This is a genomic window from Streptomyces sp. NPDC045778 (assembly GCF_056431945.1).
Genome location: NZ_JBWKJZ010000001.1, coordinates 543,283 through 561,745 on the forward strand (window position 1 = coordinate 543,283; position 18,463 = coordinate 561,745).

An 18,463-nucleotide genomic window follows, 5' to 3' on the forward strand; every position below is an offset into this window, starting at 1 on the left:
GCACCGCAGGGGTACCGGGACGCGCGTGGTGGGAGGGGTGTGGGGGTGGGAATGGGGGCGGGGTCGCGTACGTTCGACTGAGTGCGATGACGCACCCCGAAGTGCGATGACGCACACCGAAGTGCGATGACGCACACCGAGCCGTGAAGGAGCGCGAGAGACATGCCGGGCACTGTGACGATGTACAGCACCACGTGGTGCGGCTACTGCCGCAGGCTGAAGAGCCAGATGGACCGCGAGGGCATCGCGTACACCGAGGTCAACATCGAGCAGGACCCGGAGTCCGCCGCGTTCGTCGAGAAGGCGAACGGGGGGAACCAGACGGTTCCCACGGTCCTCGTGGTTTCCGACGCTGGCACTGAGTCCGTGATGACGAACCCGTCGTTGGCTCAGGTCAAGCAGGCCATGGCAGCTTGAGTCCCCCTCCACGCAGAAGGCCCCTGTCCGCAAGATCGGACAGGGGCCGAGTCATGCTGTCGGGCATGGACGGCTTCACTCTGGCGTACGGCTGAAGCTCTCCATCGTGGCCTTACTGGTCGAGCGGTCCATGAGCCGAAGCTCCCAAGGGCCGCTGTTGATGTCGAAGTCCTTCCCGAACCCCACCCACTTCCCCGCCATCCTGCGACCGGTCGGCTCCACCAGCATCTGAATCGCCCCGTGATAGCGGGCACCCTGGTAGTAACCGTCGGTGGCGGTCTGCTCCACCCACGATCCCGTCACCACGTTGCGATCAACGGTCAGGTCCAGGGAAAGGGGAGAGTCCGGGTTGGACGAGGCGCCCGGCAAGGACTCCACGCTCAGACGGTTCCCCCGGTGCAGCACGAGGACGTAGTGCTTGCCTTCGAAGGTCTCGTCCCTGCTCGATGAGAAGAACTCGTACCGGGACAGCCACACACCCGAGTAGCTCGCCCCCTGAGGCTCCGCTTGCGGAGCGCCTTCGGCCTGTGTCACGCCCTCGGGGCTCGGCTCCATGTCATGACCCCCAGAACCATCCTCACGAACCCGTGCGGATGGCACCGGGAGCGCGAACCCCAAAGCCTCGGCAGGCCGTCCTGTGGCCTTCTCCAGAGCCCGTGCGTACACCGGGCGACAAGAGCGTGTCACTCCTGACTCCCACCTCTGCACGAGCCGCTTGTTCGCCTCGTTCGGCTCCCCCAGTTGTTCACCGGCCTTGCGGACAGCCGCAGCGAATTCGTCCTGGCTCATACACATGCCGATACGGACGGCACGCAGCGTGTCATTCGGTACCTGCGTCGTCATCGTCGCCATGAGGCCACGGTAGATCCGGCGACTCTGGAATGACACCGGTTTGACGCCTTCGAGTGACGCCTGACCGACGCCCGCAGGGACGTCGCGGTGACCGAAGCCGATCAAGACCATGGGGTGCATGCCTTCCAGGACGCAGACCTATCCGGACCCCATCCCTATCGAGCTGCCCGTCGGCTACCGCGCTTGGCTGCTCGACTGTGCACCTGCCCCGGGGTGTGCTCAGTGCGCGTCGGCTTGGGCCGACCGTGCCCGAGCCGTCGCGGCTGACGATCTTCGAGCGGCCAGTAGGGCCAGCACTCAGGTTCGCGATCACGCTTCCGGCGGGACCGTGGTGAGGAACGCCGACGGGTCACCGGTCATGCGCTCGGAACCTCTGCTGAACGAGTCGGAGTGGCTGGCACTCCAGGAAGCCGTGACCCTGGTCAAGTACACCAAGGGGCCCGCCAAAGTCTCTCCTGTGCGTGGGTGGCTCTTCTGTGACGGCTCCGACTACGAGCACCCGCTCTACTGGGTCCGGGGCGGCAAGGGAAACCAAGCCGCCCGCATCCGGTGCCAGGGCAACAAGAGCAAGGGCCGCGTCCGGTGCGAGGGGCACACCATGCCCGCAGAACCGCTCTACGGTCTTGTAGAGGCCACGCTCAAGGCCCAGATCGGCGATCGTCCCGTGATGGAGCGTCGGGCCGTTCAGGACGACTCCAGGGCCGTTCAAGTAGCGCTTGTGGATGCTCAGATTGAGCAGTTCACCGCAGAGCTCAAGGCCGGTCGGTTGTCAGCAGTCGAGTACGGACGACATGTCGCGAAGGCCGCTGCCGACCGTGAGGCACTGACCAGCGCTCCGGAGACAGCTCCCGTCAGTGAGTGGCGCCCAACCGGTCGGACCTACGGGGAATGGTGGGACAGCGCGAGTCGTGAGGAGCGGCGGGAGAAGCTGATCTCATGGGGTGTGAAGGTCATCGCTGGCCCTGACGGTGTCAGGTTCGAGTACGGCCAGAACTTCCCCTCGCAGGCGTTCGTGATGGAGATCGGCTTTACCGGCACGCCGCCGGAGGGCACTCAGTTGATCTCCGTAGGCGTGACCCGCAGCGTGGAAGTGACCGACCTCCGTACTGGGGAGGTGGCCACCGTCCCTCTCCTCTGGGGGGACCGAGTGAGTCTGGCCGCCTGAGAGACGGTGGGAAAAGTAAGAACCGTTCCCACCGTTCTCTTCCCGGACGGTTCGACGCTGACGAACCCCTCGTTGGCGCAGGTGAAGCAGAAGCTCGCCTAGGCCCCGGGGGGCGGGTCAGGCTGCGGCGCCGGGGCGTGGCAGGGGCTCGCCGTACCAGAGTTCGATCAGGCGGGCCGCGATCGAGATGCCGTAGGGAGGCAGGACCTCTCCGGACTCGAACGCGGCCCGCAGGTCGTCCCGGGAGAACCAGCGGGCTTCGTGGATCTCCTCGCCGTCGACGTTGATCTCCGACGAGGTGGCCTTGGCCATGAAGCCGAGCATGAGGCTGGACGGGAACGGCCAGGGCTGGCTGGTGACGTATTCGACGTCGCCGACGGTGACGCCGGCTTCTTCCCAGACTTCGCGGCGTACGGACTGTTCGATGGATTCGCCGGGTTCGACGAAGCCGGCGAGGGTGGAGAAGCGGCCTTCGGGCCAGTGGACCTGGCGGCCGAGGAGGGCGCGGTCCTTGTCGTCGGTGACGAGCATGATCACGGCCGGGTCGGTGCGCGGGTAGTGCTCGGCGCCGCAGGCCTGGCAGCGGCGGATGTGGCCGGCGGCCGCGATGACGGTGCGTTCGCCGCAGCGTGAGCAGAAGCGGTGCATGCGCTGCCAGTTCTCCAGGGCGACGGCGTGCACCATCAGGCCCGCGTCGCGGGGGGAGAGGAGCAGGCCTGCCTCGCGGAGTCCGGCGGCGCGTGCGGAGGCGTCCATGCGGCCGGGCAGGGTGTCCTTCTGGAGGGCGAAGTAGCTCACGCCGTCGTCGTCGGTGCCCAGGAAGTAGCGGTGGGCTTCGGTGAGGGGCGCTTCGAAGGTGGGGGTCATCACCAGTTCGGTGCGGCCGTCGGGTGTCTCGTCGATGAGGACCTGGCCGCCGGAGACCACGAAGACGCGGGTCGTGGGGTGGCTCCACGCGGCGGCGAGCCAGGGCTCGTCGAGGCGGTGGTGGGCCGCGCGGTCGATGCCGCTCGGCGCGGTGAGCGAGACGGGGCGGTCTGCGGCGCGGTCGGTCCAGGTGGTCACTGGTGCTTCCAACTCCCCCGGTGGAATGGGTGGTTCAGCGAGCAGGTGTCTTCGGTGTGCTCAGGGTGCATCGCGCCAGTGCTCCGCGAGGTCGCCCCAGAGGTAGGCGGTGGTCTCGACGCCTTTGAGGAGGAGGTCGAGTTCGACCTTCTCGTTCGGCGCGTGCCAGCCGTCGGAGGGGATGGAGATGCCGAGGAAGAGCACGGGTGCCCCGAGGACGTCCTGGAGGTCGGCTGCCGGTCCTGAGCCGCCTTCGCGGGTGAAGCGGATCTTCTGCTCGAAGGCGCGGCTCATGGCGCGGGCCACGGATTGCAGGGCGGGGTGGTCGAGCGGGGTGAGGCAGGGGCGGGTGGCGGCGCCGAAGGTGAGGGTGTGCCTGATGCCGGCGGGGAGCTGGTCGGCCACCCACGCGCGGACGGCTTCTTCCACGTGGTCGGGGTCCTGGCCCGCGACGAGGCGGAAGGAGAGCTTCAGTAGGGCGCTGGACGGGATGATCGTCTTGCCGCCGGCGCCTTGGTAGCCGCCTCCGATGCCGTTGACCTCGGCGGTGGGGCGGGCCCAGATGCGTTCGAGGGTGGTGTGGCCGGCTTCGCCGTGGGTGGCGTGGGATTTGGCGGTGCGCAGCCATTCGGCTTCGTCGAAGGGCAGCTCGGCGAAGAGTTCGCGTTCGCGGTCGGTGAGTTCGACGATGCCGTCGTAGAAGCCCGGTACGGCTACGCGCGCGTGCTCGTCGTGGAGTGCGGCGACGAGGCGGGCGGCGGCGGTGGCCGGGTTGGGGACGGCGCCGCCGAAGGAGCCGGAGTGGATGTCCTGGTCGGGGCCGTACAGCTCGATCTCGCAGTCGGCGAGGCCGCGCATGCCGGTGCAGACGGTGGGGGTGTCCTTGGACCACATGCCGGTGTCGGAGACGATGACGGCGTCGGCGGTCAGGCGGTCGCGGTGGCGCTCGACGAGGTCGCGGAAGTGCGCGGAGCCGGACTCCTCCTCGCCTTCGACGATCAGCTTGAGGTTCACGGCGGGGGTGGTGCGGCCGGTGACGGCGAGGTGGGCGCGCACGCCGAGGGTGTGGAAGAAGACCTGGCCCTTGTCGTCGGCGGCACCGCGCGCGTAGAGGCGGTTTTCGCGGATGACGGGCTCGAAGGGGTCGGTGTCCCAGCCGTCCTCGCGGGCGGCGGGCTGTACGTCGTGGTGGCCGTAGACGAGGACGGTGGGTGCCTGCGGGTCGTCGGACGGCCATTCGGCGAAGACGGCCGGGGCGCCCGCTGTCTCCCACACCTCGGCGGTGGGGAAGCCGGTGTCCTTCAGCCGGGCGGCGAGCCAGTCGGCGCTGCGGCGCACGTCGTCGGCGTGCTCGGGCTGCGCCGACACGGACGGGATGCGCAGCCAGTCGGCGAGGTCGTCGAGGAAGGCGGCGCGGTGGTCGTCGACGTACTCGCGTACGGCGCTGACGACACTGTCAGCTTGGTCGGCGGACTTACTCATGGTCACGAGCCTATCGGCCCGCGGGAGCGGTCCTGTCCGGTGGCCGGTCGGCCCTTGGGCCGCCGCTGCCGTGGCCGTCGCGCGGGTTGTTGTCATCGGTTCTCGCTGCCGTTGTCTCCGCTTTCGCGCTTGTCCTCGGCCTGGGTGGCGGGGTCGTCCTCGCCGAGCAGCAGCCGTTCCAGTTCGGCGCGGCCGGGCAGGTGGCGGGGGCGTACGACGTCGCCGCTGCGGACGTACAGGAAGGTGGCTGTCACGGATTCCGGGGGGATGCCGTGCTGCTCGGCCCAGGCCAGGCGGTAGACGGCGAGCTGGAGGGGGTCGGCGTCCTGGGTGCGGCTGGTCTTCCAGTCGACGATCTCGTACGTGGCCTCGGGGCCGTCGCCCTGCTTGTAGACGGCGTCCATGCGGCCGCGGATGAGGCGGCCGGCGAGGGTGAGCTGGACGGGGACCTCGGCGCGGTAGGGCGTGCGGTGGGCGTACTCGGTGCGTTCGAAGGCTTCCTTGAGTGCTTCCAGGTCGCGTTCGTCGGCGATGTCGGCTTCTTCGGGGGCGCCGCCGGGCAGTTCGTCCGGGCCGAGCATGGGCAGGCGCAGCTCTTCGAAGCGGGCTTCCACCCAGGCGTGGAAGCGGGTGCCTCGCCGGGCCGCGGGCTGGGGTGGCCGGGGCATGGGCCGTGCCAGCTCCTGGGCGAGGCCGTCCGGGTCGGTGGCCAGGCGCAGCAGCTGGGAGGCGGTGAGCGTGGCGGGCAGGGGGACGTCGCGTACGCCTTCGCGGGCCCGCAGGAGTTCGTCGGTGAGGGCGTCCAGGTCGCGGTCCCAGGAGGCGAGGGTGCGCTGTTCCTCCGGGGTGAGGCTCTGCTCGGGGCCCGCGGGGTGGGGTACGCGTGCGTGCGGGATCGCTGGGGGCTCGGGGCGGTCGCTGCTCCAGGTGTCCCAGTCGGAGGGGTCCTCGTCGTGGGGCGGGGGGCCGCTGTTCTCGTACGGGGTCTCTCCGGGGCCGTCTCCAACGTAGGGCTCGCCGTGCTGGGGGTCCTCGTAGAGCCCGCTGGCCTCCTCGTGGAGTTCGTCCTCCTCCGGGGGCGGCGGCCATTCCGGGTCGGCTGCCGGGTGGGGCTCGTCGTGGTGGCGGGCGCCGCCGGTCCTGAGGCGGTCCAGGTGGGCCTGGACGGTGTCGGCGGCGGCGCGGCGGCGGGCCAGGGAGGTGGGGTCGAGCGGGAGTGGCCAGGCGTGGTCGGCGGTGGCGTCGCGCAGGGCGGGGTTGTCCTCGCCGTCCTGCGGCTCGTCGGCCCAGGCTTCGATCTCGCCGTGGCCGGCGGCGCAGTGGTCGTACAGCGCTGTCAGGAAGTCGGAGGGGCCGCGCGGCTTCTTCTGGGTGGGGCCCCACCAGTGGCCGGAGCCGAGGAGGAGGCTGCGGGGCCGTGTGAAGGTGACGTAGCCGAGGCGTAGCTCTTCGGTGTGCTGGTGCTCCTTCATGGCGGTGTGGAAGGCCTTGAGGCCCTTGGCGTCCCAGGTGTCGACGTCGGGCAGGGTGTCGGCGTCGCCGCGCAGGGCGTGCGGGACGACCTTGGCCTGTGCGGTCCACTTCTCGCGGCCCTGGGCGCTCGGGAAGGTGCCGGTGACGAGGCCGGGGACGGCGACGACGTCCCACTCCAGGCCCTTGGACTTGTGGGCGGTGAGCACCTTGACGGTGTTCTCGCCGCCGGGCAGGGCGTTGTCGAGGCCCTTCTCGTACTGCGCGGCGGTGCGCAGGAACGCGAGGAAGGCGAGCAGGGAGGCCGCGGGGTCGTGGGCGGCGAAGGACGCGGCGACGTCGAGGAAGTTGGACAGGGTTTCGCGGCGGCGGGCGGCCAGGGCGTGCGGGGACGCGGACAGCTCGACGTCGAGGCCGGTGACGGCGAGGACGCGGTGCAGGACGTCCATGAGGGGGTCGGCGAGGGAGCGGCGCAGGTCGCGTAGTTCGGCGGCGAGGTGGGCGAACCGGACGCGGGCTTCCGGGGAGAAGGGCAGGCCGTCGTCTTCGGAGGTGTCGATCGGCGACTCCAGGAAGGTGTCGAGGGCGTCGGCGAGCGATATCACTTCGGAGGGGTCGACGCCTTCGACGGCCGCGGCGAGGCGCCGATCGGGGTCCTCGCTGTCGTCGGCGGGGTGGCCGTGGCGGACGAGGAGGCGGGCGCGGCGGCCGAGGAGGGCGAGGTCGCGGGGGCCGATGCGCCAGCGGGGGCCGGTGAGGAGGCGTACCAGGGAGGCGTTGGCGCCGGGGTCCTGGAGGACTTCGCAGACGGCGACGAGGTCGGCGACTTCGGGGAGGTGCAGGAGTCCGGAGAGGCCGACGACCTCGACGGGTACGTCGCGGGCGACGAGGGCGCCCTGGATGGCGGCGAAGTCGGTGGCGGTGCGGCACAGGACGGCGATCTCGCCGGGGGGTGTGCCGGTGCGGACGAGGTGGGCGAGGGAGTCGGCGATCCAGTCGATCTCTTCGGCGTGGGTGGGCAGGAGCGCGCAGCGGACGGTGCCGTCGTGCTCGGCGCCGGGGGCGGGCCGCAGGGCTTCCACGCCGGCGTGGCGGGCGCGCAGGGGGGCGGCCAGGCCGTTGGCGAGGTCGAGGAGGCGGCCGCCGCTGCGGCGGTTCTCGCTGAGGGCGTGGCGGGTGGCGGGGCGGCCGTCGGCGTGGGCGAAGTGGTGCGGGAAGTCGTCGAGGTTGGCGACGGAGGCGCCGCGCCAGCCGTAGATCGCCTGGCAGGGGTCGCCGACGGCGGTGACGGGGTGTCCTGTGCCGCCGCCGAAGAGGCCCGCGAGGAGGATGCGCTGGGCGACGGACGTGTCCTGGTACTCGTCGAGGAGGACGACGTGGAACTCCTCGCGCAGGATCGCGCCGACGTCCGCGCGGGTGCGGGCGAGGGTGGCGGAGTGGGCGATCTGGTCGCCGAAGTCGAGGAGGTCGCGGGCGCGCTTGGCGTCGCGGTAGCGCTCGACGAGGCCGGTGAGCGCGGTGCGGGCGGCCGCCGCTTCGGGGACCTTGCGGAGGTCGGCGTTGGTGAGCTTGGCGCCTGCCAGGGTGGCCAGGAGGTCGGTGTCGTACGCGCGGAGCCTGCTGGGGTCGACGAGGTGCTCGGACAGCTCGCTGTCGAGGGCCAGGAGGTCGCTGACGAGGTCGGGGAAGGAGCGGGTGAGGGCCGGGTACGGGCCGGGGGCTTCGCGCAGGACGCGCGCGGCGAGCTGGAAGCGGGTGGCGTCGGCGAGGAGCCGGGAGGTGGGCTCCAGGCCGATGCGCAGGCCGTGGTCGGTCAGGAGGCGCCCGGCGAAGGCGTGGTACGTGGAGATGACCGGCTCGCCCGGGGTGTCGTCGGGGTCGGCCGGGTCGGGGTCGGTGACGCCTGCTTTGACGAGGGCCTGGCGGACGCGGTCGGCCAGCTCGCCCGCCGCCTTGTTGGTGAACGTCAGGCCGAGGACCTGCTCCGGGGCGACCTGGCCGGTGCCGACGAGCCACACCACGCGCGCGGCCATCACCGTCGTCTTGCCCGACCCGGCTCCGGCCACGATCACCTGCGGGGCGGGCGGCGCGGTGATGCAGGCCGTCTGCTCCGGGGTGAACGGGATGCCGAGGAGCTCTTTGAGCTGGTCGGGGTGGGTGAGGCGGGAAGGCACGTGAGAAAGGCTAGCGGCGGCCACTGACAGCTGGGGCTGTCGGCGGCCGCCGCCGGGGCCTCCTCGGCGTCAGCCGCCGATGAGGTCCTTGAGGTCCTTGTCCTCGACGACCTGGTCGGCCGGCGGGGCCTTCACGTCGACGGGCTTGCCGTAGTCGCTGTAGTCCATCTTGGTGGGAGCGGAGCCCTTCTCCTCGATGCGCAGGAAGTAGGGCTCGCCGTCCAGTGCGACGTAGTACGTCAGCTGCTTCTTGCCGGTCTTCTTGGTGAGGACGGCTGCCTTCTCGCCGTCGACCTCGGCGTCCTTCTCCCGCTTGAGCCCCTTGAGCTTGGCGGAGTTGAACATCTCGTCCTTGTCGCAGGCCTTGCTGTCCTGGGTGCCCGGGGTCTTCATCCAGCGGCCCTTGAGCTTGTCGCCCATCGCGGAGCTGCCGCTGTTCTTCCAGAACTGCTCGTCGCCCTTGAAGTACGAGGTCTTGTCGACGACGAGGATCTCGCCGAAGCCGTTGGCCGTGGAGCCGGTCTTGCCCCGGCAGTCGCCGGACTTGGCGACGGCGAACTCGACCTGGATCTTCTTGCCGGCCTCCTCGCCCTGGCCGGAGACCTTGAAGGAGCCCGCTCCCTTCGAGGCGTCCACGGCCTTCTTGGCGATCTTGTCGGCGCTCATCCCCTCGAAGGGGTCCTTGTCGCCGTCGTCGCTGCTGCAGCCCGTGACGCCGATGACGACGGCGGCGCAGGCGGCTGCCGCTGCCAGGAGCTTCCGGTTGGCTGCCATGGTGACTCTCCTCAGGACGGTGCACGTTCGGGGGGTGCGGTAGGCGCCCGCCGTGTACACGGTTCAGCTTTACGGAGACCTTAGATGGCCTGTGCGAGTGCTATGAGCGCGGGTGGCGGAAGGTGACGTTGGCCACCACGGGCAGGACGCACGCCATCACCAGAGGGGCGGCGGCTGCCGTCACTCCACGACCTGGCGGCCCTCCGGGAGGGCGCTGCAAGAGGTGCGGAAGGCGCAGTGGGTGCAGTGCTGGCCCGTTGCGGGCGTGAAGCGTTCGTCGAGGACCTTGCCCGCGGCGGTGGCCAGGAGGTCGCCTACCCAGTCGCCGCCGTCGCCGCCGTCGCCGTCGCCGGACAGGGGCTGCTGCGTCTGGACCTTCGGGAGGGCGTCCCCGCCGTCCTTCTTGGCGGCGCCCTGGCGCAGGTGCACCAGTTCCGCGCCGCCGGGCTCGGGCCGTGTGCCGCCGAAGGCGTCGTCGGCGGCACCTTCGCGGATCGCGAGCTGGTAGACGGCCAGCTGGGGGTGGCGGGCGACGTCGGCGGCGCTGGGGGCCTGTTTGCCGGTCTTGAAGTCGACTACGTAGGCACGGCCTTCGCCGTCGCGTTCGACGCGGTCCATGGAGCCGCGTACGCGTACTTCGTAGGAGCCCGCTTGCAGGGTCACGTCGAAGCCGTGCTCGCTGGCGACGGGGGTGCGGCCCGTGTGGGCGCCGCTGACGTGCCACTGGAGGAACCGTTCGAGCGCCGCGCGCGCGTGCTCTTTCTCCTGGTCGGACTTCCAGGGGGCGTCGAAGGCGAGGGCGTCCCACACCGATTCGAGGCGTTCCATGAGGACGTCGAGGTCGGCGGGGGTGTGTCCGGAGGCGACCTCGTCGGCCAGGACGTGGACGACGTTGCCGAAGCCCTGGGCGACGGTCGCGGGCGCGTCCGCCTTCACCTCGCGGCCCAGGAACCACTGGAGGGCGCAGGTGTGGGCGAGCTGCTCCAGGGCGCTGCCGGAGAGGGCGACCGGCTTGTCGCGGTCCCGGAGGGGCACCGTGCTCGCGGTGGGCTCGTGCATGCCCCACCAGCGGGAGGGGTGCGCGGACGGCACGAGGGGGCGCCCGTCGGTGTCGGCGAGCCCGGCGAGGCGGGCCAGGCGCCGGGCCGCGGCCTCGCGCAGGGCCTCCGACGCGTGCGGGTCGACGGTCGTGGCGCGCAGCTCCGCGACGAGCGCGGAGACGGACAGGGGGCGGCGCGGGCGGCCCGTGACGTCCCTGGGCTCGACGCCGAGTTCGGTGAGGAAGCGGGAGGGCTGGTCGCCGTCGTCGGCGGGCGCCTTGACGGCGGTGACGACCAGGCGTTCCCGCGCGCGCGTGGCGGCGACGTAGAACAGTCGGCGCTCTTCGGAGAGCAGTGCTCCGGGGGTGAGGGGTTCGGCGATGCCGTCGCGTCCGATGCGGTCGGCCTCCAGGAGGGAGCCGCGGCGGCGCAGGTCGGGCCAGAGGCCCTCCTGGACGCCCGCGACGACGACGAGGCGCCATTGCAGGCCCTTGGAGCGGTGTGCCGTCATGAGGCGTACGGCGTCGGGGCGCACGGCGCGGCGGGTGAGCGTGTCGGCGGCGATGTCCTGGGCCTCGATCTCCTCCAGGAAGTTCAGGGCGCCGCGGCCGCCGGTGCGCTCCTCGGCGCGGGCCGCGGTGGCGAACAGGGCGCACACCGCGTCGAGGTCGCGGTCGGCGTTGCGGCCCGCGGCGCCGCCGCGCCGTGCGGTGCGCTCCAGGCGGCGCGGCCAGGGGGTGCCGTTCCACAGCTCCCACAGCGCCTGCTCGGCGGTGCCGCCGCCCGCGAGGCACGCGCGTGCCCGGGCGATGAGCCGGCCGAGGCGCTGGGCGCCCTTGGCGTACGAGGGGTCGTGCGCGACGAGCCGCTCCGGCTCGGCGAGGGCGCGGGCGAGCAGTTCGTCGGAGGGCGGCGGCAGGTGGTTGCCCGCGGCGCGCTCCTCCTCGCGCAGGGCGCGGCCGAGGCGGCGCAGGTCGGCTGCGTCCATGCCCGCGAGCGGGGAGGTGAGCAGGGCGAGCGCGGTCTCGGTGTCGAGCCAGGCCGGGGTCACCTGGGGGCCGCCCTGACCGTCGGCGGCTTCTCCTGGGCGTGCCTGGCCGTCGTCGGCGGCCTCTTCAGGAAGCCCCTGGCGCGCCTGGTCCTCCGCCGTCGCCTCGCCCCGGCGCGCCTGGTCCTCCGCCGTCGCCACCGCCCGCAAGGCCGTCAGGAGGGCCGTCACGGCCGGTTCGTGGCGCAGGGGGATGTCGTCGCCGTCTATGTCCAGGGGGACGCCTGCGGCGGTGAGGGCGCGGCGGAAGGAGGGCAGGGTGCGGGCGCCCGCGCGGACGAGGACGGCCATCTCGCTCCAGGGGACGCCGTCCTCGAGGTGCGCGCGGCGCAGGACGTCCGCGATGTTGTCGATCTCCGTACCGGCTGTGGGGAAGGTGAGGACGTCCACGCGCCCGCCGTCCCTGACGGCGGCGAGTTCGCGGTGGGCGCGGACCTTCTCGGCGGGCAGCCGGGTCAGTGGCATGCGCCGGGTGAGGAGGCGGGTGGCGGCGAGGAGTCCCGCGCCCGAGCGGCGGGACGTCGTCAGGACCTCGACGGGCGCCGGGGTGCCGTCCGCGCGCGGGAAGTCGGCCGGGAACTGGAGGATGCCGTTCACGTCGGCGCCCCGGAAGGCGTAGATCGACTGGTCCGGGTCTCCGAAGGCGACGAGGTCGCGGCCGCCGCCCGCGAGCGCGTGCAGCAGGCGGACCTGGGAGGGGTCGGTGTCCTGGTACTCGTCCACGTACACGGCGTCGTACTGCGCGGCGAGGGCGCGTGCCACCTCGGGGCGGTGGGCGAGCAGGACCGCGCGGTGCACCAGTTCGGCGTAGTCGAGGACTCCTTGGAGGTCGAGGACGTCGAGGTACTCGGCGAGGAACGCGGCGGCGGCGCGCCAGTCGGGGCGGCCGCTGCGGCGCGCGAAGGCGTCGAGGGCGGCGGGGCCGAGGCCCAGCTCGCGGCTGCGGGCGAGGACGGCGCGCACCTCGTCGGCGAAGCCGCGCGTGGTCAGGCAGGCGCGCAGCTCGTCGGGCCAGCGGACCCGGGCGAGGCCTTCCTCGCCGAGGCCGAGCTGCCCGGCGAGCAGTTCGCGGACGGCGACGTCCTGCTCGGGTCCGGAGAGCAGCCGCAGCGGCTCGACGAACAGGTCGGCGTCCTGGTGGGCGCGGACCAGGGCGTAGCAGAAGGAGTGGAACGTGGTGGCCTGCGGGGCGTCGGCGGCGCCGATCCGGTGGGCCATCCGGTCGCGCAGGTCCACGGCGGCCTTGCGGCTGAAGGTGAGCACGAGGACACGCTCGGGGTCGGTGCCCTTGGCCACGCGCGCGGCGACCGACTCGACCAGGGTCGTGGTCTTGCCGGTGCCCGGACCTGCGAGAACGAGCAGCGGGCCGCCGTCGTGGTCAACCACGGCGCGCTGTCGTGCGTCCAGCTCAGGGGGGTCCGCGAGGACCGGTGGGGTACGCACCAGTCGATAGGCGCCCGCGGCCCCCTGTCGTACCTGCTGGTACGACGGGTGCCGCGCGTGCCGTGCGGATGAAAGGGAGCTCACGTGGGTCGCCGGTCCTGGTGGGTGTGCTGGTCGAGGTGTGGCTGCGGGACAGCCACGGGGTGAGGGTGCATGCGTGCTGTCGACGCTACGCCAGCGGCCGTGTGGGACGTGCGGCTTCCCCCGTACGGGCCACCAGCGGCCCACCGCCGCGCGCCCGGATGCCGGAAGCTGTCAGTTGTGACCTTCCGGAGCCCGTGGCCGTCCGGCGGGGCCGTCCGCGGGCGGCCCGGCGCCGTCCCAGCGCGCCCGGCGCATGTCGAGGCGCGGCACGTGCCCCTGTGTGGCCCGGCCCGCCTCACGCAACGGCGTGCCCTCCGCACGGTAGGCCTCCAGGGCGCGCAGTTCGTGGCCCGGCAGCAGGACGCCGTCGGAGCGGACCACACGCCACCACGGCACCGCGCCTCCGTAGAGGGCCATCGCCCGGCCGACCTGACGGGGGCCGCCCTCCTCCAGCCACTCGGCGACGTCTCCGTACGTCATGACACGGCCCGGGGGAATCATTTCCGCCACTTCCAGGACCCGCTCCGCATACTCCGGGAGTTCCGGTGGCACTCCGCTCTCCTCGCTCATCCGGACCATCCTGCCCCATGGCACCGACACGGTGACGGGGTGGCCACGGAGCGTACGGGAGGGTGTACGACTAGGTCCGATGTGGCAAATCGTGACCGTTTCGCGCCCCCGGATCGCCCCCTGATGCCCCCCGTCGCGGACGGGGCATGCCACCATCGTCCGGGCGGTGACTGGTGATACGAGATCAAGAAGAGGCGACGGAGCAGCAGAGCGTGCATTCCGACAAGACGGCTGGCACCTCCGCGGACAGGTCACGCCCCGGTAGCGGTGAGCCCGTCGGCGAGACGCACGAAGGCCGCGAATCGCCGGCCCCGTCGCGCGCCGAGCAGCCGTCCGGCACCGCCGAGCCGCGCGCCACGGAGCAGCCCCCCACGGAGCCGCACCCCGCAGAGCAGCCCCCCGCGGAGCCACGCCCCGCTGAGCCGCACACGGAGCGCTCCACGGAGCCTCGCCCCGCAGAACAGCCCCCCGCGGACACCGCCGCCCCGGCGGAGGTGCCCGGCTTCGACGCCGACTGCGCCGACGACGCGTACGCCGACCGCGTGGAGGGCGACGAACCGCTGCTCCCCGCGCGCGTGCACCGCCCCTCCGACCTGATGCGGCTGCTCATCGGCATGCTGGCGATCGCCGTGCTGCTCGCGTTCTCCGCGTTCGCGCACGGCACGACGTCCGGCCTTGAGCAGGACATCAACGCGGGCACCGGCGAGCCGCCGGACCTGTTGATGAAACTGGCGGGCCTGACGGCAAGCATCGGCGTCCTGCTGGTGCCCGTGGCGTTCGCGATCGAGCGCCTGATCAAACGGGACGGCCTGCGCATCGCCGACGGCGTCCTCGCGGCCGTCCTCGCGCACGGCGTGACCCTGGCCACCGACCTGTGGGTCGCCAGGGGCGCCCCCGAGTCCATCCAGGACGCCCTGACGCAGCCCTCGCCCGGCGACGTGAGTTCGCTGACCGACCCGGTGCACGGCTATCTCGCCCCGGTCATCGCGTACATGACGGCCGTGGGCATGGCACGCCGCCCGCGCTGGCGCGTCGTCCTGCTGGTGGTGCTGCTGCTCGAAGCCTTCACGATGCTCGTGTCGGGCAACACGACACCGTTCTCGATCATCCTGACGGTCCTGATCGGCTGGACCGTGGCGTACGGCACGCTGTACGCGGTCGGCTCGCCGAACGTGCAGCCCACCGGGCAGACGCTCCTCGCGGGTCTGCGGCACGTCGGCTTCCGCCCGGTGAGCGCCGCCCGCGAGGACGCCGGGGACAGCGCCGACCACGGCGACCGCGGCCGGCGCTACTTCGTCACCCTGGAGGACGGGCCACCCCTCGACGTCACGGTCATCGACCGCGAGCAGCAGGCGCAGGGCTTCTTCTACCGGGTCTGGCGCCGCCTCACGCTGCGCAGCATCACCACCCGGCGCAGCCTCCAGTCGCTGCGCCAGGCCCTGGAGCAGGAGGCCCTCCTCGCGTACGCGGCGATCGCGGCGGGCGCCAACGCGCCGAAGCTGATCGCCACCTCCGAGCTGGGCCCGGACGCGGTGATCCTCGTCTACGAGCACACCGGCGGGCGGACCCTGGACTCGCTGCCCGACGCGGCCCTCACCGACGAGCTGATGCGCGAGACCTGGCGGCAGGTGCGGGCGCTCCAGTCGCGGCGGATCGCGCACCGCAGGCTCGCCGGGGACGCCATCCTGGTGGATCGTTCCGGCAGGGTGATCCTGACGGATCTGCGCGGCGGCGAGATCGCGGCCGGTGACCTCGTGCTGCGGATGGACATCGCGCAGCTGCTCACCGCCTTCGGGCTGCGCGTCGGCGCGGAGCGCGCGGTCGCCTGCGCGGTCGAGGTGCTCGGGCCGGACGACGTGGCCGACTGTCTGCCGCTGCTCCAGCCGATCGCCCTGACGCGCTCCACGCGTGCGACGCTGCGCAAGCGGGCCCGTGAGCGTGCCCAGCGTGAGCGCGACGCGGTCCTTGAGGCGTCCCGGAAGGCCAAGGCGGCCTCGGGTGAGGAGGCGCCGCGGGAGCAGGCCGCGGACACGGCGGCGGCGCGCAAGTCGCTGCGCGCGGAGAAGCAGGCCGAGAAGCAGGCCATAGACGAGGCCCTGGAACAGGCCCGTGAGGAGGACCTGCTCACCCAGATCCGCCACCAGGTGCTGCTCATCCGGCCGACGGCACCCGTCGAGCCGGCGCAGCTGGAGCGGATCAGGCCGCGCACGCTGATCAGCTTCATCGCCGGTGCCTTCGGCGCGTACTTCCTGCTCTCGCAGCTCACCCACGTCGACTTCGGCACCATCGTCGGCGAGGCGGAGTGGGGCTGGGTCGCCGCGGCCGTGGTGTTCTCCGCGCTCAGCTACTTCGCCGCGGCGATGAGCCTGCTCGGCTTCGTGCCGGAGCGGGTGCCGTTCCTGCGGGCGGTGGCCGCGCAGGTCGCCGGGTCGTTCGTGAAGATCGTGGCGCCCGCGGCGGTCGGCGGTGTCGCGCTGAACACCCGGTTCCTCCAGCGGTCGGGGGTGCGCTCCGGGCTCGCGGTGGCGAGTGTCGGCGCCTCGCAGCTGTTCGGGCTCGGCTCGCACATCATCCTGCTGCTCGTCTTCGGCTATGTGACGGGCACCCAGAAGACCCCCACCCTGACGCCGTCGCGCACGGTCATCGCGGGCCTGTTGTCGGTCGCGGTCCTGGTGCTCGTGGTGACCGCCATCCCCTTCCTGCGGAAGTTCGTCGTCACGCGCGTACGGTCGCTGTTCGCGGGGGTCGTGCCGCGCATGCTGGACGTCCTCCAGCGACCGCAGAAGCTGCTGACGGGCATCGGCGGGATGCTGCTCCTGACGTTCCTCTTCGTGCTGTGCCTGGACGCGTCCGTACGGGCGTTCGCCAGCGAGGAGATGGGCACCCTGAGTCTGGCCAGCGTCGCCGTGGTGTTCCTCGCGGGCAACGCGCTCGGCTCGGCGGCGCCCACGCCCGGCGGTGTCGGCGCGGTCGAGGCGACCCTCACGCTCGGCCTCATCGCGGTGGGCGTGCCCAACGACGTGGCGGCGCCCGCGGTGCTGCTGTACCGCCTCCTCACGCTGTGGCTCCCGGTGCTCCCGGGGTGGCTGTTCTTCAACCACCTGACGCGCAAGGGGCTGCTGTAGCGCGCCCCGGCGCATCGGCGGCGCGGCGGCGCGGCGCGCCCTGACGGCGGCCGGGTCACCCGCACGGCCCGCGCCCCGAGCGCCCCGCCCTGCTCGACCGCAGGATGGAGCCATGCCCAAGCTCCCGCCGCGCGCCAGGGCTCTGGCCGCCACCGCCGTCCTGCTGTCCTCCGCGCTCGCGGCCTGCGGTGACGGGGCCTCGGACAGTGCCGACGCCGACGAGGCCCGGCCGGACCAGAAGCTCAGCTGGAAGGACTGCCCGGCGCCGTCCGCGGCCGAGGGCGGCGGCGGGGCCCCCTCGCCGCTGCCCGGCGGAGCGACGTGGCAGTGCGCCACCATGAAGGCCCCGCTGGACTGGGACGAGCCCGAGGGCGACACGATCGGCATCGCCCTCATCCGCGCGCGGGCCGGCGGCGCCGGGGGCAAGCGCATCGGCTCGCTCGTGTTCAACTTCGGCGGCCCCGGGGGCTCGGGCGTCACCACGCTGCCCGCGTTCGGCGCCGACTACGCGAAGCTGCGCACCCGCTACGACCTGGTGAGCTTCGACCCGCGCGGCGTCGGCCGCAGCCAGGGCGTGCGGTGCGAGGACGACGAACAGCTCGACGCGTACTTCCAGCAGGACGCCACGCCCGACGACGAGACCGAGCGCAAGGAGTTCATCGACACCGTCAAGGACTTCAACAAGGCGTGCGAGAAGAACTCCGGCACGGTCCTCCCCCACGTGCGCACCACCGACGTGGCACGCGACATGGACCTGATGCGGCAGGTACTCGGCGACGAGAAGCTGCACTACTTCGGCATCTCCTACGGCACCGAACTCGGTGGCGTCTACGCGCACTTGTTCCCAGAGAACGTGGGGCGCGCCGTGTTCGACGCCGTCGTCGACCCCACGGAGACGCCCGAACAGGGCTCCCTGGGGCAGGCCGAGGGCTTCCAGCTCGCCCTCGACAACTTCGCGAAGGACTGCGTCTCCCAGGAGGACGACTGCCCCGTCGGCGACACCGAGGACGACGTCAAGAACCGGATCGCCAAGCTCCTGAAGGACCTGGACGCCAAGCCGCTGCCCGGCCTCCCGCCGCGTCGCCTCACCCAGACCGCGGCCACCAACGGCATCGTGCAGGCCCTCTACTCCAAGGACTTCTGGCCCTACCTCACCGAGGGCCTTCAGGAGGCCTACGACGGCGACGGCCGGATCCTCATGCTCCTGTCCGACTCCATGAACGGGCGCAGTGAGGACGGCGAGTACAGCAACCTGGCGGCCGCGAACGTCGCGATCAACTGTGCCGACGACAAGCCGCGTTACAGGACGTCCGACGTCGAGGCGCGGCTCCCCCGGTTCCGCGCGGCATCGCCGCTGTTCGGTGACTACCTGGCGTGGGGCATGCTCGGCTGCACCGACTGGGCCGTGCCGGGCGAGGCCGACCACCCGGACGTCGGCGCGTCGGGGGCGGCGCCGATCCTCGTCATCGGCAACACCGGGGACCCCGCCACTCCCTACGAGGGCGCCCGTGCGATGGCCCGCGCGCTCGGTGAGGGCGTCGGTGTCGAGCTGACGTACAAGGGCCAGGGGCACGGCGCGTACGACAGCAAGGACCGGTGCGTACGCGGCGCGGTGGACGGCTATCTGTTGGAGGGGACGGTGCCGAAGCCGGGCACGGTCTGCGGCCCGGGCAAGGCAGCGGGCCCGTCGGGGACTTGAGGTCGAGACCGGCCGGGGGCGGGCGCGGGGCACTGTCAGTGGCCCCGCCTAGGAT

Annotated in this window: 11 protein-coding genes and 1 pseudogene; 5 read left to right on the top strand and 7 right to left on the bottom strand. The window is 72.2% G+C overall.

The window, feature by feature from the left end; genetic code table 11:
• The first annotated feature begins 162 nt into the window (after nucleotides 1–162).
• On the top strand, nucleotides 163–417 hold the full coding sequence (locus AC07GB_RS02410) for a mycoredoxin (RefSeq protein WP_478841344.1): 255 nt from the start codon (nucleotides 163–165) through the stop codon (nucleotides 415–417).
• Nucleotides 418–492: 75 nt separating this feature from the next.
• On the opposite strand, the gene AC07GB_RS02415 is transcribed toward AC07GB_RS02410, so the two are convergent.
• The gene (locus AC07GB_RS02415; RefSeq protein WP_478841417.1) at nucleotides 493–1,260 is read right to left on the bottom strand and encodes a helix-turn-helix domain-containing protein; all 768 of its coding nucleotides are present in this window, start codon (nucleotides 1,258–1,260) and stop codon (nucleotides 493–495) included.
• A gap of 337 nt (nucleotides 1,261–1,597) precedes the next feature.
• Between AC07GB_RS02415 and AC07GB_RS02420 the strand changes: the two genes are divergently transcribed.
• Both AC07GB_RS02420 and AC07GB_RS02425 read left to right on the top strand, forming a co-directional pair.
• A complete protein-coding gene (locus AC07GB_RS02420; protein ID WP_478841345.1) occupies nucleotides 1,598–2,434 on the top strand; it encodes a hypothetical protein in 837 nt (278 codons plus the stop codon).
• A gap of 9 nt (nucleotides 2,435–2,443) precedes the next feature.
• Nucleotides 2,444–2,536, top strand: a pseudogene (locus tag AC07GB_RS02425) (thioredoxin domain-containing protein); the annotation flags it as partial.
• 15 nt (nucleotides 2,537–2,551) lie between these two features.
• On the opposite strand, the gene nudC reads toward AC07GB_RS02425, so the two are convergent.
• The 6 genes from nudC to AC07GB_RS02455 all read right to left on the bottom strand — a co-directional run bounded on the left by nudC (nucleotide 2,552) and on the right by AC07GB_RS02455 (nucleotide 13,584).
• The gene (gene nudC, locus AC07GB_RS02430) at nucleotides 2,552–3,499 is read right to left on the bottom strand and encodes an NAD(+) diphosphatase (protein ID WP_478841346.1); all 948 of its coding nucleotides are present in this window, start codon (nucleotides 3,497–3,499) and stop codon (nucleotides 2,552–2,554) included.
• A gap of 60 nt (nucleotides 3,500–3,559) precedes the next feature.
• Nucleotides 3,560–4,981, bottom strand: a complete 1,422-nt coding sequence (locus AC07GB_RS02435) for a dipeptidase (protein WP_478841347.1) — start codon at nucleotides 4,979–4,981, stop codon at nucleotides 3,560–3,562.
• A gap of 92 nt (nucleotides 4,982–5,073) precedes the next feature.
• Nucleotides 5,074–8,625, bottom strand: a complete 3,552-nt coding sequence (locus tag AC07GB_RS02440) for a UvrD-helicase domain-containing protein (RefSeq protein WP_478841348.1) — start codon at nucleotides 8,623–8,625, stop codon at nucleotides 5,074–5,076.
• A 69-nt stretch (nucleotides 8,626–8,694) separates the two neighbouring features.
• Complete coding sequence (locus AC07GB_RS02445) at nucleotides 8,695–9,399, bottom strand: hypothetical protein (RefSeq protein ID WP_478841349.1); 705 nt, start codon at nucleotides 9,397–9,399, stop codon at nucleotides 8,695–8,697.
• 180 nt (nucleotides 9,400–9,579) lie between these two features.
• A complete protein-coding gene (locus tag AC07GB_RS02450; protein WP_478841350.1) occupies nucleotides 9,580–13,014 on the bottom strand; it encodes an ATP-dependent helicase in 3,435 nt (1,144 codons plus the stop codon).
• A gap of 171 nt (nucleotides 13,015–13,185) precedes the next feature.
• Entirely contained in the window at nucleotides 13,186–13,584 is a 399-nt protein-coding gene (locus AC07GB_RS02455) for an MGMT family protein (protein ID WP_478841351.1), read from the bottom strand.
• A 173-nt stretch (nucleotides 13,585–13,757) separates the two neighbouring features.
• On the opposite strand from AC07GB_RS02455, the gene AC07GB_RS02460 reads away from it, so the two are divergent.
• Complete coding sequence (locus AC07GB_RS02460; RefSeq protein WP_478841352.1) at nucleotides 13,758–16,709, top strand: lysylphosphatidylglycerol synthase transmembrane domain-containing protein; 2,952 nt, start codon at nucleotides 13,758–13,760, stop codon at nucleotides 16,707–16,709.
• A 112-nt stretch (nucleotides 16,710–16,821) separates the two neighbouring features.
• The gene (locus tag AC07GB_RS02465; protein ID WP_478841353.1) at nucleotides 16,822–18,408 is read left to right on the top strand and encodes an alpha/beta fold hydrolase; all 1,587 of its coding nucleotides are present in this window, start codon (nucleotides 16,822–16,824) and stop codon (nucleotides 18,406–18,408) included.
• Nucleotides 18,409–18,463 lie beyond the last annotated feature (55 nt).